We start from the raw sequence: 14,825 nt of genomic DNA, 5'->3' as shown, positions 1-14,825 counted from the left end.
ATCTACACATCTTTTAAGGCTGTCGAATAACTGTGGCGAGGGAGCTTGCTCCCGCTCGGACGCGAAGCGGTCGTAAAGCTCCCTAGCCACAGGTTCGATGTGTATTACGGCGAGATGTGTAGATACCTAAGCCGCAAAGGGGAGGCTGTCATGGTTAGAAGTCGAAAAACACTGTCTCCGATTCGCCTTGAAGGTGAATATCGAACCGGTAGGCCAACTTGCCATCAACCATGCAGCGCCGGGCAATCAGGGATTCACGCCGATGTGGCTGTTCGATCAGATTCAATACGGGATCCACTGCATTCGCCTCGGGTTCGTCGTCGAAATACAGTCGCGTCTGCAAGTGAATGTTGATGCCCCGAGCGAACAACGACACATTGATATGCGCCGCCATGGGGAAACCCGAGGCGTTTTTCAGCATGCCAGGCTTCACGGTTTCGATAGTCCATTCACCGGCATCGGTAGTGGCGGTACGGCCAAAACAGTTGAATGGCTTTTCCAGGTCGTAACCGGCGTCGTAGACGCCCTCGTGATTCGCCTGCCAGAACTCCAGAAACGCGTCACGAATCAGGTGGCCATTCCCGTCATAAACCTGTCCCCTTAGTAAAATATGCTCACCGGGCGCACCAGGTTTAGCCATCACGTTCCAGATTTCCTGCTCACGCGGCAGGTTGCCTGCCGCCTCCAGTGCCAGTCCGATATGCACATAGGGGCCGGCTGTTTGCGACGGGGTTTCAGGCAGAAGTTGGACGGGCATTCGCAGGCCTCCTCAGCAGTTTTCAAAGTGGGTCTTGCGCTGACCGCGCAGGACGATATCAAAGCGATAAGCGAGGCAATCCATAGGATTGGCCATGCTCATATCGAGCTTGGCGATCAAGCTCTGCACCGCTTCCTGATTCGAGATCGACTTGACGATCGGGCACATGGGGATGAGCGGATCACCTTCGAAATACAGCTGGGTAATCAAACGCGTGGAAATGGATGGGCCACTGATGGAGACATGGATATGGGCCGGTCGCCAGTCGTTGGGACCATTGCGCCATGGGTAGGGGCCGGGTTTGACCGTGCGAAAGCTGTAGTTGCCATCGCGATCAGTCAACGCGCGGCCGACTCCGCCGAAATTCGGATCAAGGGGCGCCAGATAACTGTCTTTTTTATGCCGGTAACGACCACCGGCATTGGCTTGCCACATTTCCACCAGGGTATGTGGAATCGGCTTGCCAAACTGGTCACAGACCCGACCCGCGACGATGATGCGTTCGCCGATGGGCAGGCCACCATGATTGAAATTCAGCAGCAGATCGTTATCGTGCCGGCCCATCTTCAGATGAGCAAAGTCCGGGCCGCTGGTTTCCGAGAGCGACTGGGGGATGCTCACCAGTGCCTGGCGCGGGGATCGCAAGATCGAAGTCTTGTAGTCAGGTGTCAGGGCTTTGGGATGCCAATTACGGTCACGAATGACGAACCGGCTGTCATGCGCATCAGACATGTCGTTCTTCCTATTCTTATGGTTAGTCAGAGACAACCGCCGCGTTGGCAGTTGCTTGTGACCCAGTCTCCTCTTATGCGACCTGACGCAAAATTGAAAAAACCGACTGGATACATATCCAAAAGGTTATGGATATTGCCCTTCACGATATTCTTGCCCGACCTCACGCAGCGCCTCCACGCACCACTGCGCGGCGGGTGTCAGCGGCAACACGGGATTTGTGCATAGCCCCACAGAACCGCCGGGTTCACGCATCCCCAGGTCCAGCTCCACCAACTCACCTTGCTTCAAGTCCTGCCTGACGGCGTCTAAAGGCGCGACCCAGATGGCCTGACTGCATTGAACGTAGCGCCGACTCAGGGCTACCGACAGGGTTTCCAGGCGTTGGCGTGATGGAGTCATTCCGTGCTGCACAAACAGGCCGTCGGCGAATTTGCGGATCGTCGTCCCCGCCAACGGCAACACCACCGGATAGTCTTCGAGGTTTTTATGCCCCAGTGGATCAGTGAGCACCGGATGGCCTTTACGCACCACCAGGGTCATGGATTCGCTGTAGAGGTGCTCGAACGTCAGCCCCTGAATCAACGGGCTATCAGTCATTCTGCCGACCACCAGGTCCAGCTCTCCGACACGCAGTTGGGACAGCAAATAGGCACTTGGCCCGGTCACGACACTGACCGCTAGCGCGGGATGTCGGTCGTGTAAACGGCAGACCACTTCAGGGACCAGCAGACTTTCGACGGTGGACAGTACGCCGAGCCGCACGGCAATGGGCTCATGTTCACCGGAGCGCAAACTGTTGACCCCTTCACGCAGCGATTGCACGCTCGGTCCCGCATACCGCAAAAAAGCCACGCCGGCCTCCGTCAGCGTCGAGCCTTTTTTACTGCGCTCAAACAGCTTGGCAGCGAGCAGCGTTTCCAGTTCCTTTAGTGTCTTGGACAGGGCAGGTTGACTGATTGCCAACTTGTCGCAAGCGCGTGCCAGACTTCCCTGGCGCGCCACCTCAAGAAAACACACCAGATGACGGAATTTGATTCGGGTATCGATGTTCAATCGGGTTCGCTACCTTCGAGATATGCGTACATTTTTTTGGACGCGAAAAATCAGTTGTGGCGGTTGCATCGGAAAACTCAACGCCTTTTTGCATCCCAGCGTAATACGATAGTTAACTTTACCGAAGCAGACGTTATCGAGGCCGATGCCCGAACGACCACCGTACGACCCGTGCTGCGCAATGCATTGAGCGAGGTCGAGCGACAAGCGACCGTGGCACTGTGCAACATTCCCGCCCGTCACCCACATGAAAACCCGGCCCGTAGAACCGGCACTAACCCGTCGTCGCGTTGTCAGTAATGGGCGCCGGTAGAGACGAGGACTGTCTCTGATAGCGGCACGTCAGGTTACATATAGTGTTTTCTCCCCTTAGGGCAAAACGCCCGCGATGGATTGCGTCCTGGACCGACTATTTCTTTTGCGAGCAACATTCTATGGGTTTGCTTCTCGATCCGCGTCATGACATTGATGCCGCTTTATTAAGCTATCGCCGGGTGTTCTGGTCGCTGGCGCTGTTCAGTGGGGTGATCAACCTGCTGGTGCTGGTGCCGTCGCTCTACATGATGCAGGTGTACGACCGGGTTCTCACCAGCCGCAACGAAACCACCTTGTTCATGCTCACCTTGATCGCCCTGGGACTGTTCATGTTCAGCGCCCTGATCGAGTGGGCACGCGGCGAGGTGATGATTCGCATGAGCGCGGGGCTGGACGATGCCTTGGGCGAGCGGATTTTCGACGCCGCCTTCGCCCGCAGCCTGCGCGAGCACAACGCCAACCCGGCGCAGGTGCTCACCGATCTGGCGACGCTGCGGCAGTTGATCACCGGCCAGGGCCTGATTGCCTTGCTCGATGCGCCGTGGTTGCCAATCTTCCTGCTGGTGGCGTTCATCTTTCATCCCTGGTTCGGCGTGCTGACGCTGGTTCTGGCCCTGGTGCTGATCGGCCTGGCGCTGTGGGGCGAGCTGGCGACTCGCACGCGCCTGGGCGAAGCCAATCGCCTGGGCGTGCAGTCGTCGAGCTATGTAAACAGTACATTACACAATGCCGAAGTCATCCAGGCCCTGGGCATGCTCGGGCCGTTGCGCCAGCGCTGGAGCCTTCTGCAGCAACGCATCATTGCCGCCCAGGCCCATGCCAGCGATCGCAGCGCGCGTATCACGTCTACCACCCGTTTCGTGCGCATCTCCGGACAGTCGCTGGCCCTGGGCCTGGGGGCGTTGCTGGTGCTTGAAGGCCAATTGTCGGCGGGCATGATGATTGCGATGTCGCTGCTGCTGGGGCGTGCCCTGGCGCCCGTGGAAATCGCCATTGGCTCGTGGAAGCAATTCAACTCCGGCCGCCAGAGCTACCAGCGCCTGAGCCAACTGCTTGCCCAGCATCCGCGCGAGCGCCTGCGCATGCCTTTGCCACCGCCCACCGGCGCGGTGCGCCTGGAGCAGTTGTATGTCGGCCCGCCCGGCGCCTCGCAACCGATCCTGCGGGGCATCAATTTCAGCCTGGTCAAAGGTGATGTGCTCGCCGTCGTCGGCCCCAGCGCCAGTGGTAAATCAACGCTGGCCAGGGCGCTGGTCGGGGTATGGCCGGCCATGGGCGGGTCGGTGCGACTGGACGACGCCGAAATCAGTCAATGGTCCCATGACGCCCTGGGTCCGCACCTTGGATACCTGCCGCAGGACATCGAGCTGTTCGACGGCAGTGTGGCCGACAACATTGCCCGCTTCGGCGAGCAAGACGCCGACAAGATCATCGCCGCCGGGCGTCACGCCGGCATTCACGAGATGATCCTGAGGTTCCCCAAGGGTTACGACGCGCCGCTGGGCCCCGGCGGGCTTGGGTTGTCCGGTGGGCAAAAGCAACGCCTGGGCCTGGCTCGCGCGCTGTATGGGCTCCCGTCGCTGATCGTGCTCGATGAGCCCAACTCCAACCTCGATGAAGCCGGAGAGCTGGCGCTGGTGCAGGCCATCAGTGCGCTCAAGGCCGCTGGCAGCACGGTGGTGCTGATTACCCACCGGCCTAATGTGCTGGCGGTGGTCGATCACATCCTGGTGCTCAAGGACGGCACTCAACAAGCATTCGGTCCACGGGACCGGGTGCTCAAGGCATTGATGCCGGGGCCGAGGCCGGCCGAGGTCAGGGAGGCTGGCGAAGATGCGTGATCTGACCCCTGAGGCACAAACCGAGCAAGGCCTGAGCGTGCGTAGCACCACAACGCTGCCCAACGCCAGTACCGACGCCAGCGGTGCGGCACGCTATGGTGTGGGTTTCCTGGTCCTGACGCTGGGTGGCTTCCTGCTCTGGGCCTGCCTGGCGCCGCTCGACCAGGGTGTCGTGGGCAGCGGCACCGTGGTGGTGGCGGGCGAGCGCAAGGCGGTGCAGTCGTTGGTCGGCGGGGTGGTGGAAAAGCTGCTGGTCAGCGATGGCGACCGCGTCACCCAGGGGCAGTTGCTGGTGCAGCTCAATACGGTGCAGGCGCAGTCGCAACTGGACGTGACCCTGGGCAAGTTGCTCAACGATCGCAGCGTCGAGGCCCGGTTGATTGCCGAGCGCCTGGGCTCAGCCGAGATCCAATGGCCCGCTGAACTGCTGGAACGCGCCGACGAGCCGCGGGTCAAGGCTGCCATGGCCTTGCAGAGCCAGTTGTTTGTGACCCGCCGCGCAGAACTGGGCAGCCGCTTGCAGATCATCGAACACGAAACCGCGGCATTGCAGCAGCAATTGCTCGGCTACGAAGGCGTCAAGCGCAACTACGAGGCGCAGATGCGCTTCCAGCAGCAGGAGCTGGAAGGCCTGCGCGATTTGGCCCGTGAAGGCTACGTTGCGCGCAATAAACTCTTCGAGGCAGAGCGCAACGCAGCCCAAATGGCCGGGCAGATTGCCTCCGGGGTGGGCGATGTCGGCAGGACCCGCCAGGCGATCAACGAAAGCCGGCTCAAGGCCTTGCAGGCGCAGCAGGAATTTCGCCGCGATGCCGAAACCCGGCTCAGCGAGGTCTCTGCCGAGGCGGCAGGTTATGCCGATCAGATTCATGCCTTGCAGTTTGAAGTCGACAACGGTGCGATCCGTGCGCCGGTGTCCGGGCAGGTCATGGACGTGAGCATCCACACGGTCGGGGGCGTTGCACAGGCCGGTCAAACCCTGATGCAGGTGGTGCCGCTGGATGCGCCGATGGCGATCACCGCGCGTTTCGAGCCGCTGATGGCCAACAAGTTGCGCCCGGGCCTGCCGGTGCACGTGCATTTCACCGCGCTGCAACGGGTGGATACGCCGACCGTCACCGGCACGGTGACTACGGTGTCGGCGGACCAGTTGATCAATGAACAGACGCACCAGCCGTACTTTTCCGCCAAGGTCGAAATTCCCGCCGACACCGTCGCCTCGCTGCAGGCCGCCGGCCTGCTGGTGCGCCCCGGCATGCTTGCCGATGTCACGGTGGTGACGGGGGAACGCACCTTGATGAATTACCTGATGAAACCTTTGCGTGAACGCTTGCTTGCGGCCTTCAAAGAGGAATGAGCATGACCGACCGTTGCCGCTATCGCTGCGCTGTACTACTGGGTTTGTGTACCAGCTGGGCCGCGATCAATCCCGTAGGGGCCGCCGAAGGAGGCCTGAACCTGACCGCTGCGTACGACGCCTCGCGTCTCAATGACCCGACCGTGCAATCGGCGGCCCATGCCTTTGATGCTTCGAAGCATGAAGAGGCGATTGGCCGCGGCGGCCTCTATCCGCACGTGTCGCTGACGTCGCGCTACGGCTACGGCGGACGTATCGATGGCGGCGACGACCGCAGCTACGTCAACAGTAACGATTACCAGGCGAACAACGTCACCCTGGCGGCGCAACAACCGCTCTATGACAAGGGGCGCTGGGCGGCGTACCAGGAGGGCAAGGCGCGGGGGCAGTTGGGTACCCAGCAATTCGACGTTGCCGGCCAGACCCTGTACGACCGGGTTGCCAAAGGCTATTTCGACATCGCCCGGGCCGAGAACGAGATCAAGTTGATCGCCCAGCAAAAGACGGCCATCAATGGCTTGGTCACACAGAGCAAAAAGCTTTATCAGGGCGGCCAGGGCACGATCACCGACATCGATGAGGCCCAGGCGCGGCTCGATCTGGTGGAGGCCCAGGAGGCCGAAGCCCAGGCCCGCCGCATGGCTGCGCTGCGGGCTTTGTCCGGTCGCGCCAGCGTGCCCATCGACGACATCCAGCCGATGCGCGAAGAACTGCCCGCCGGTAGCCCCATTGCGCCGGAGCGGGATTTGTCGTACTGGACCGCGATTGCCCGTGAAGCCAGCCCCGAGCTGGCGGCCCGGCTGGCGGCGGTGAAAGTCGCCGAGGCGCAGGCCGACAGCCAGCGCGCCGGGCATTATCCGACCTTGTCGCTGACCACCCAGCTGACCCGCCGGGAAAGCCCTCAGTACCAGGACCTCGATCCGCGCCAGGATTCTTATTACGTGGGGATTGAGCTGGATATTCCGTTGTATCGCGGCGGGGCGGTACGCGCTTCGGTGGCGAAGGCCGAAGCGCAACTGGCCGGAGCCCAGTCCGACTACGATGTGCAGCGTCAACAGTTGGCCGAGGACATCGAGGCCGATTATCTGGGCGTCGTGGCCGGGTTCGCCAAGAGCAAGGCGATGCAGCGGGCGGTGGAGTCCAATCAGCGAGCCCTGACCTCGACGGAAAAAGGCTTCCAGGGTGGAGTGCGTTCCACGGTGGATATTCTTGATGCACAGCAGCGGGTGTTCCAGGCCCGCCGAGACCTGCTCAACACCAAGCTCGACATGCTGCAAAGCTATGTGAGCCTGCACACCCACACCGGCCAGATGAACCGCGCGGTCCTGGAGCAGGTGCAAAGCCTGTTTTGAGTCGTAGGGTTGCAACCAGGTTCAAGATTGACGCCAGAGCCACCTTCATCACGAGCAAGCCCCACAAAATCAAGATCAAAAGATCGCAGCCTGCGGCAGCTCCTACAGGGGGACGCGTAGGCCGCCTCGCTTTTGCCGTTGCTTTGGCTTTTGATCTACCCGCCCCTTCGGCAGGCCGAGTGGAGGTGTTCGGGGACATGGTTTGTCCTCGATTTTTCGGGCACTGCAAACCCTTTGTGGGAGCGGGCAAGCCCGCTCCCACAGGATGTGGGCTTGACTCAGGCTGTAAAGTCGCTGGCGTTGAGCTCCTTGACACCCACCAGTTCGAATTCGAACTCGGGGCTGGCGTCGGCGTTGACACTGCCGTAGAGAATGCCATCGGCAAAGCGCAGTTGGCCGGTGGCGTTGGCAGGGTCGAAGGCGTTGCTGGCGATGAAGGTGAAGGCGTCGACAGCGGCGGTCAGCGGGTTGGCGTCCAGGCCGGTGAAATCCAGATGATCGCTCTCGGTACTCTTGAAACCGTTGATCACATCGCGCAGAGCCCCGACGCCCATGTCCGACAGCGCACCAAACGCGTAGGTATCCGCGCCAGTGCCACCGGTGAGGTTGTCGGTGCCTGCACCGCCGATCAGCCGGTCATCGCCCGAACCGCCCACCAGCGTATCGTTGCCCGCACCACCGTTCAGAACGTTCGCGGCGCTGTTGCCCGACAGACTGTCGGCGTAGGCGCTTCCCGTCAGGTTCTCGAAGACTTTCAAGGTGTCGAGCCCGGAACCCACGGTGTTTTGTTGCGCTGACGTCGAGAGGTTTACGGTAACGCCGGACTGGGCGCGTTCAAAAGACACGGTGTCATTGCCATCGCGCCCGTCCAGCACGTTGTTGCCGGCTCCGGCGAACAGCGTGTTGTCCAGCGCGTTGCCCGTGCCATTGGCGGCGCCAGTGCTATCGATATACAGATGCTCGACGTTGTTGCCAAGGGTATAGGCCGCCAGGCTGCTGTGCACGCTGTCGATCCCTCCAGGCGCCGCATTGCTGTTGGTCTCGATCACGGTGTCGTCGGCGTCGTCGACATAGTAGGTGTCGTTGCCATCGCCACCGCTCATGCTGTCGGCCCCTGCGGAACCATCGAGCACGTTATTGGCGGCATTGCCGGTGATGAAGTTGCGCCGCTCATTGCCGGTGCCGTCGATGTCCGACACGCCGGTGAGCACCAGGTTCTCGAGATTGGCGCCCAGGGTCCAACTGACCGAGGCCTGCACCGTATCGATCTGCGAGGTCGAGGTGTTGGTTTCCACCACGCTGTCGAACGCGTTATCGACCACATGGATGTCGTTGCCATCGCCACCGGTCGTGGTGTCGGCACCCAGGTCGCCATCCAGCGTGTCGTTGCCCGAGCTGCCCACCAGGGTATCCGCCTGGTCGGTACCGGAAATCATCCCGCCCTGGTTCTGGGCGTTGCCGAAAATGTCCTGCACGCTGTTGTTGTCGTTGGGGTTGCCCTGGAAGCCAAGGTCATCGGCAATGTAGTCGGCCAGGCGCTGGCCAACGATCTCCGCCGACTCCTCGTGCAGGTGCCAGACGTCGTCGGGATACACCAGCGGATCGACTTCGTAGCGCAAGGGGAGGTCGGTGTAGTCCACCGCCAGCTTGACGTCGGCGCGCTCGGCGGCGATGGCTTCCTGGGCGGCGCGGACATAGCCAACCCCCTCGACGATGGAGGCAATCTTCTCTTCCGAATAACCACGGGCACGCGCCGCGTCCTGCTGGTAGTGGCCGGTTTCCATCATGTACACGCTGAAACTGCCGAACTGGGCATGCAGGTAATCAAACACCTTCAGGGTCGCGGCCTTGTAGGCCGCCGCTGCCGCTGTTTTGTCCGTGGCGCGGGCGATCTCCTGGGCGGCTTCCTCGCCCTGGCCCCAAATGATGCCCATGGTGACGTTATCGATGGATTGCAGTTCGGTGAGCTGGTCCCGAAGCAACGCCACGGCACGCAACAGCGCAGGTCCGGGTTGGTTGGTGTCGGTCAGCCACCAGCACAACTTGAGTTCCTCGGCGCTCAGGGTCGACAGGCCGTTGACCGTGCTGCCACCCACCGCGATGTCGATGCCGTTGCCATCGGCATCGGTGAACTGGCTGCGCACGTCATAGGGGGTGTAGCGGTCCAGGTCCTCGACCAGCATCGAGGTGCCGGACTGATCGTCGTCCTCCGTCATGCGCAGCAGGCGCGCATTGGATTGGCCGAGGGTGGGCAGGTAGAGGATGTCCTGCTGGGCGCGCTCGCCGAACACGAAGTCGCTGGCGGTCAGGGTGTTGAGGTAGTTGCCGCTGAGGGCGATTTCAAAACGATTGCCATCGGCATCCGCTTCGGCGGACTTGATGTAGGTCTTGTCGCCGGCCGCGTTGAGGGTCATGTACAGCGTGCCATTGCTGCCATCGCCAAGGCCGACAAAGCCCAGGCCTGAAACATCGATCTTGTCGACACCCGCGGTGAAGTCATAAATCGTGTCGGTGGCCGTGACACCGCCGGTGTCGTAGTCGCGGTAGCTGTCGAGCACGTTGGTGTAGCGGAAGGTGTCGGCACCGTCGCCGCCGTACAGCGAGTCGCGTCCGGCGCCGCCGTCGACGGTGTCGGCGCCAGTGCCGGCCTTGATCGTGTCGTTGCCACCGAGGCCGAGGATCAGGTCTGCACCCGCCGTGCCGTTGAGGGTTTCGGCATTGTTGGTGCCGGTGACGGTGTTGGCGGGCGCATCGGCCACGACCAGGGCGAAGCTATCGCTGACCGATGCACCGGCCGGGTCCGTGGCCTTGACCAGCACGTTGTAATTGCCGGACGCGGTGCTGGTCGGCGTGCCGGTGAAGGTCAGGTTGGTGGTGTTGAAACTCAGCCACGCGGGCAGGGCGCTGCCATCGGCCAGGGTCGCGGTGTAGGTCAATACATCCTGGTTGGCGTCGGTGAAGCTGTCATGGGTCATGGTGTAGCTGAACGGCGTGCTTTCGGTGGCGTTCTGGTCGACGAGGGGGATGGCCACCACCGGCGCCACGTTGCTGGGGGGGTTCTGGTTGGCGAAGGCAAAATGACTGGCCGTCAGGCTGCTCACCAGGTTGCCCGCCAGCGACACTTCGAAGCGGTTGCCGTTGGCGTCGGCGGTGAGGTCCTTGAGGTAGGTGCGGTTGCTCGAAGCGCTGTAGGTCACTTGCAGCGTGCCATTCAGGCCATTGCCCAGGCCGGTGTAACCGAGCGCGGAGACATCGATCTTGTCGGCGGCCACGTCGAAATCGAGGATCTGGTCACTGGCGCTGGTGGAGCTGGTGCGGTAACTATCGAGTGTTGAGGTGTAGCGGAACACATCGGCACCCGCGCCGCCGGTGAGTTTGTCCACGCCGGTGCCACCGACCAGGATGTCGTTGCCCGCGCCGCCATTAAGGGTGTCGTTACCGGCGCCACCGAACAGTTGTTCGTTGGCTGCGGTGCCGGTCAGCGTGTCGTTGTTCGGCGTGCCATTGATCACAGTGGGTGTGGCGGGTACGTCCTGCACGGCGAGGGTAAAGCTGTCGCTAACGGTGGCGTTGCTGCCGTCGGTCGCGGTGACTTGTATGGAGTAAGTGCCCGACGCGGTGTCGCTGGGTGTGCCGCTGAACGTACGGGTGGCTGCATCGAAGGTCAGCCAGCCGGGCAGGGCGCTGCCATTGGCCAGTTTGGCGGTGTAGCTGAGGCTGTCGTTATCCGGATCGGTGAAGCTGGTGGCCGGCACCACGTAGCTGAATGGGGTGTTTTCGGTCGCGTTCTGATCCAGCAGCGGCGTGGCCAGCACCGGTGCCTGGTTGGTCGGTGACGACGTGGCGAAGACGAAGTTGGCGCTGGTCAGTGTGTTGAGGTAGTTGCCGTCCAGCGCCACTTCGAAGCGGTTGCCATTGGCGTCGGCGGTCAGGGATTTGATGTAAGTCTTGGTGCCAGCAGTATTGAGCACCATGTATACGGTGTTGTTTCTGCCATCCCCCAGGCCGGTGACACCCATGGCCGAGAGGTCGATCTTGTCGGCGCTGATATCGAAATCGGTGATCAGGTCGCCAAGGTTGACACCGCCGGTGTTGTAGTTGCGGTAACTGTCCAGGCGATTGGAGAACACGAAGGTGTCCGCCCCGACGCCACCGGTGAGGGTATCCATGCCGGCGCCGCCGTCGAGCTTGTCGTCGCCCGCGCCGCCACTGAGGCTGTCGTTACCCGCCAGGCCGAGCAGGGTGTCGGCCGAATCGCTACCCAGCAGCGAGTCGCTGCCGCTGGTGCCGGTGACCACCCGATTGAAAATGAAGTTGCTGGCAGTCAGGGTGCTGGCGAGGTTGCCCGAGAGAATCAACTCGAAGCGATTGCCGCTGGCGTCGGCATCGTAGTCCTTGATGTAGGTGCGGTCGCTGCTGGCGCTGTAGCTGACCTGCAGGGTGCCGCCGCGGCCATTGCCCAGGCCGGTGAAACCGAGGCCGGCGAGGTCGATCTTGTCCTGGGTGACGTCGAAGTCGGTGATGGTGTCATCGAAGCTTGCGGTTGCGTTACGGTAACTGTCGGACTGAGCGGCGAAACGGAACGTATCGGCGCCGGTACCGCCGGTGAGTTTGTCGATGCCTGCCCCCCCCACCAGAATGTCGCCACCGGCCCCGCCATTGATGGTGTCGTTGCCGGCACCGCCGTAGAAAATCTCGCTGGCGGCGCTGCCCAGCAGGGTGTCGTTGCCAGCCGTACCCTGCACGGTGGTCATTGGCACCGTGGCGCTGACGTAGCTGCCGTCACCATAGACCAGCGTGGCACCCTTGCTGGTGTGACTGATAGTGTTGCCAATAATGGCGTTGCGATCAGTGCCGTCTTCATTGCGCTCTGCAACGCCGTAAGTCGACAGGTTGCTGCCGCTGATGATGTTGCCCTGGATGGTGTTATCGCTGCCGTTGAAGTACTTGCCGGACACACCCAGGGTGTCGTCGTAGGACTGGATGATGATCTCCGGTACGGGGCTGCCCAGGGAGTTATTGTTAAGCGTGTTGTCGATGATCTCGACGTGGTTACTGCCGTAGATGCGGATACCGGCGCTGGCGTTGTCGTGAATGTCGACGCCGCTGACGGTCACCTCGCTGGACAGTTTGATCAGCACCCCTTCGGCGCCGTTGCCGTACACCTCGCCACCGGTGATGGTGATGTTGCTGGGGGAGGGGATGTTCTCACTGCCGCGCTGCACCACGATGCCACTGCCGCCATTGTTGTAGGCAACGTTGTTGGTGAGCGTGAAGTCGTGGGTGCTGGTAACGACGTTGAAACCGTGCCGGTCATTGTCGTAGGCGACGTTGTTTTCGAAGGTGCTGTCGCTGAGGAAGTCAGCAACGAAACCGTCCAGGCCGTTGCCGTGGGACACGCTGTTCTTGATGACCATGTTGACGGTCTGCTCATGGGGGTCGAAACCGTACCCGGAGCAATCCTTGATCTCGACGCTGTCGAGGGTGACGTTGGAGTCGTAGCCTTCTTCGCCGGGAATGTAGCCATTGAACCAACCGTCGATCTTGCCCGTGGTGTTGTCACGGTTGCCGTCGATGGTGAGGTTGCTGACGCCGAAGTCGTGGGTTTCCTCGCCATAGGCGGAGCGGATGATCCCCGTGATCTTGGTGTCGGAGCCGTCAGCCACCTTGACGGTGGTTGCGCCCATTCCGTCGCCGTACAGGTAGACGTTGCTCTTGAGCATCAGGCAGCCGTCGGAAGGTTCCTCACCTCCCGAAACGATATAAGTTCCGGTCGGCATATACACCTGCCCCCCGCCTGCAGCGGCCGCCGCATCAATTGCACTTTGTATCGCCGCTGTGTCGTCAGTGATGCCATCTCCTTTGGCGCCAAAATTCTGTACGTTAAAAATCATGAGCATATCTCCGTATCAGGCTAAAACCTCGGTAAATGCCAATATTCCATCGGCGGGCACCGTGTTTTGACCCGGCGGAGCGTAAAAGTTGTGACCGCATATCGGGGAAGTGTCAAAAAACCGAGATAACTGATCAGCGGTTGTGAGGCGTTTTAAAAAAAGTAACGCTTTGTTGACGCTCGCTCAGGTAGCGAGCGGTGCCCCTGTGGGAGCGGGCTTGTCCCGATCAGCTATTGCAGAGGTGGGCACGGGTACGGCGTCCATCGGCGCTACCAGTGGTGCGCGTCTGGTCACGCCGGCTGTGGCCACGGGTGTCGAGCAACAGCGGGCGACGATGAGACGCGATCCCATGCATCACCCGCTTGAAACCAGCCTCAAGAAAGCTGAACAAAAGGAACCGGGCCTCGGATTAATGCTAGCCCGGTTCCCCGTCAGACAGACGACTCAGCCCTCCTGCAAGGCCCTTGGACGATTGCTGCGCTGTTCGGCTTCGAGGCTCGGCGCATGTTGCAACTGGAAATCGAATTCAAGTTCAGCGTGACGCCCCACTATGCCAAGCTTTTCGGCCTGTGCATTACCCTCGACAAAGTTCACCTGACCTACCAGACCATCACGGGTAGCATAGGCAAAGTCATCCCACAGGTACTTGTCCCCGGAGAGGTTGATCTGAGTCGTCAGATGGCGATGGCCTGGCGCCGAGATGAAGTAGTGAATATGCGCTGGCCGCTGACCATGGCGGCCCAGCTGGTCCAGGCATTCCTGGGTCGGACCCTGAGGGTTGCAGCCATAACCCGACGGTACGATGGAGCGTGCCCGGTAGCGGCCTTCGGAATCGGTGACGATACGTCGACGCAAGTTGTACTCCGACTGGCGCGAATCGAAGTAGGAGTAAGTCCCTTGGGTATTGGCGTGCCAGAGGTCAACCACAGCGCCCGGCACCGGATTGCCGTCGGCATCGCGCACCACGCCTTGCAGAAACATCGCAGTGGCGACACCGTCTTCGCTTCCGTCATCCAGCCGAGCTTCTGCTTTAGAAAGCGGAGCACCGGCCACATAGAGAGGACCTTCGATCGTGCGTGGAGTACCACCGACAAGACCAACCTGCTCATCCTTGGCGTCCTGGAGCAAGTCCAGGAAGTGCTCGATGCCCAAACCTGCCACCAGTAGGCCGGCCTCGTTACTGCCTCCCAAGCGATTCAGATAGTCGACCAGCACCCAAAACTCGTCTTCGGTGACGTCCATGTCCTCGACGATTTTCGCGATTTCATTGACGACCCGAAACATCAGTTGCTTCAGGCGCGGGCTGCCTTGGTCATTACCCAATCCGCTCACTTCCTTGAAGAAGGCCTGGACTTCGGGAGTATGGGAAATCTTCACGTTCATGCTGGTAAACCTCTCTTATGGTTTTGTTAATCCACGGTTTTTCGGTACTGGCCAAACGTCAGCAGCGCTGACTCATAGAACCGCATTCAAAATGCCATTTCCGAAGTTGGCGGCATGCAGCAAAGCGGCATGACACCC

The 14,825-nt window shown here is 61.1% G+C and carries 8 protein-coding genes; 3 read left to right on the top strand and 5 right to left on the bottom strand.

Translation table 11 applies throughout. The features are described 5' to 3' along the window. Nucleotides 1-154: 154 nt before the first annotated feature. The 3 genes from pcaG to pcaQ all read right to left on the bottom strand — a co-directional run bounded on the left by pcaG (nucleotide 155) and on the right by pcaQ (nucleotide 2,545). Nucleotides 155-757: a protocatechuate 3,4-dioxygenase subunit alpha gene (gene pcaG / locus AC3IUA_RS15435; protein WP_489355056.1), complete on the bottom strand. Its 603-nt coding sequence runs from the start codon at nucleotides 755-757 to the stop codon at nucleotides 155-157. A 12-nt stretch (nucleotides 758-769) separates the two neighbouring features. After that, nucleotides 770-1,489 carry a protocatechuate 3,4-dioxygenase subunit beta gene (pcaH, locus tag AC3IUA_RS15430; protein ID WP_489355054.1) on the bottom strand — a complete coding sequence of 240 codons (720 nt, stop codon included), beginning with the start codon at nucleotides 1,487-1,489 and terminating at the stop codon, nucleotides 770-772. Between the two features lie 126 nt (nucleotides 1,490-1,615). After that, a complete protein-coding gene (pcaQ, locus tag AC3IUA_RS15425) occupies nucleotides 1,616-2,545 on the bottom strand; it encodes a pca operon transcription factor PcaQ (RefSeq protein WP_489355052.1) in 930 nt (309 codons plus the stop codon). Between the two features lie 434 nt (nucleotides 2,546-2,979). Here pcaQ and AC3IUA_RS15420 point away from each other — a divergent pair, with 434 nt between their 5' ends. Genes AC3IUA_RS15420 through AC3IUA_RS15410 form a run of 3 tightly spaced genes read left to right on the top strand, consistent with a single transcriptional unit; the run spans nucleotide 2,980 to nucleotide 7,410 of the window. Further along, complete coding sequence (locus tag AC3IUA_RS15420; RefSeq protein ID WP_489355050.1) at nucleotides 2,980-4,701, top strand: type I secretion system permease/ATPase; 1,722 nt, start codon at nucleotides 2,980-2,982, stop codon at nucleotides 4,699-4,701. After that, nucleotides 4,694-6,058 (top strand): HlyD family type I secretion periplasmic adaptor subunit, encoded by a 1,365-nt coding sequence (locus AC3IUA_RS15415; RefSeq protein ID WP_489355048.1) that lies wholly within the window; start codon nucleotides 4,694-4,696, stop codon nucleotides 6,056-6,058. The genes AC3IUA_RS15420 and AC3IUA_RS15415 overlap by 8 nt, the downstream gene beginning before the upstream one ends. Nucleotides 6,059-6,060: 2 nt before the next feature. Continuing rightward, a complete protein-coding gene (locus AC3IUA_RS15410; RefSeq protein WP_489355046.1) occupies nucleotides 6,061-7,410 on the top strand; it encodes a TolC family outer membrane protein in 1,350 nt (449 codons plus the stop codon). Between the two features lie 278 nt (nucleotides 7,411-7,688). On the opposite strand, the gene AC3IUA_RS15405 is transcribed toward AC3IUA_RS15410, so the two are convergent. Next, nucleotides 7,689-13,304, bottom strand: a complete 5,616-nt coding sequence (locus tag AC3IUA_RS15405) for a putative Ig domain-containing protein (RefSeq protein WP_489355044.1) — start codon at nucleotides 13,302-13,304, stop codon at nucleotides 7,689-7,691. A gap of 444 nt (nucleotides 13,305-13,748) precedes the next feature. Then, entirely contained in the window at nucleotides 13,749-14,687 is a 939-nt protein-coding gene (catA, locus tag AC3IUA_RS15400) for a catechol 1,2-dioxygenase (RefSeq protein WP_489355043.1), read from the bottom strand. Nucleotides 14,688-14,825: the final 138 nt, after the last annotated feature.

The organism is Pseudomonas sp. KH_050 (genome assembly GCF_057838875.1).
The sequence above is the reverse complement of the archived record's forward strand: the minus strand, read 5'-3'. Positions and strand labels throughout refer to the sequence as shown.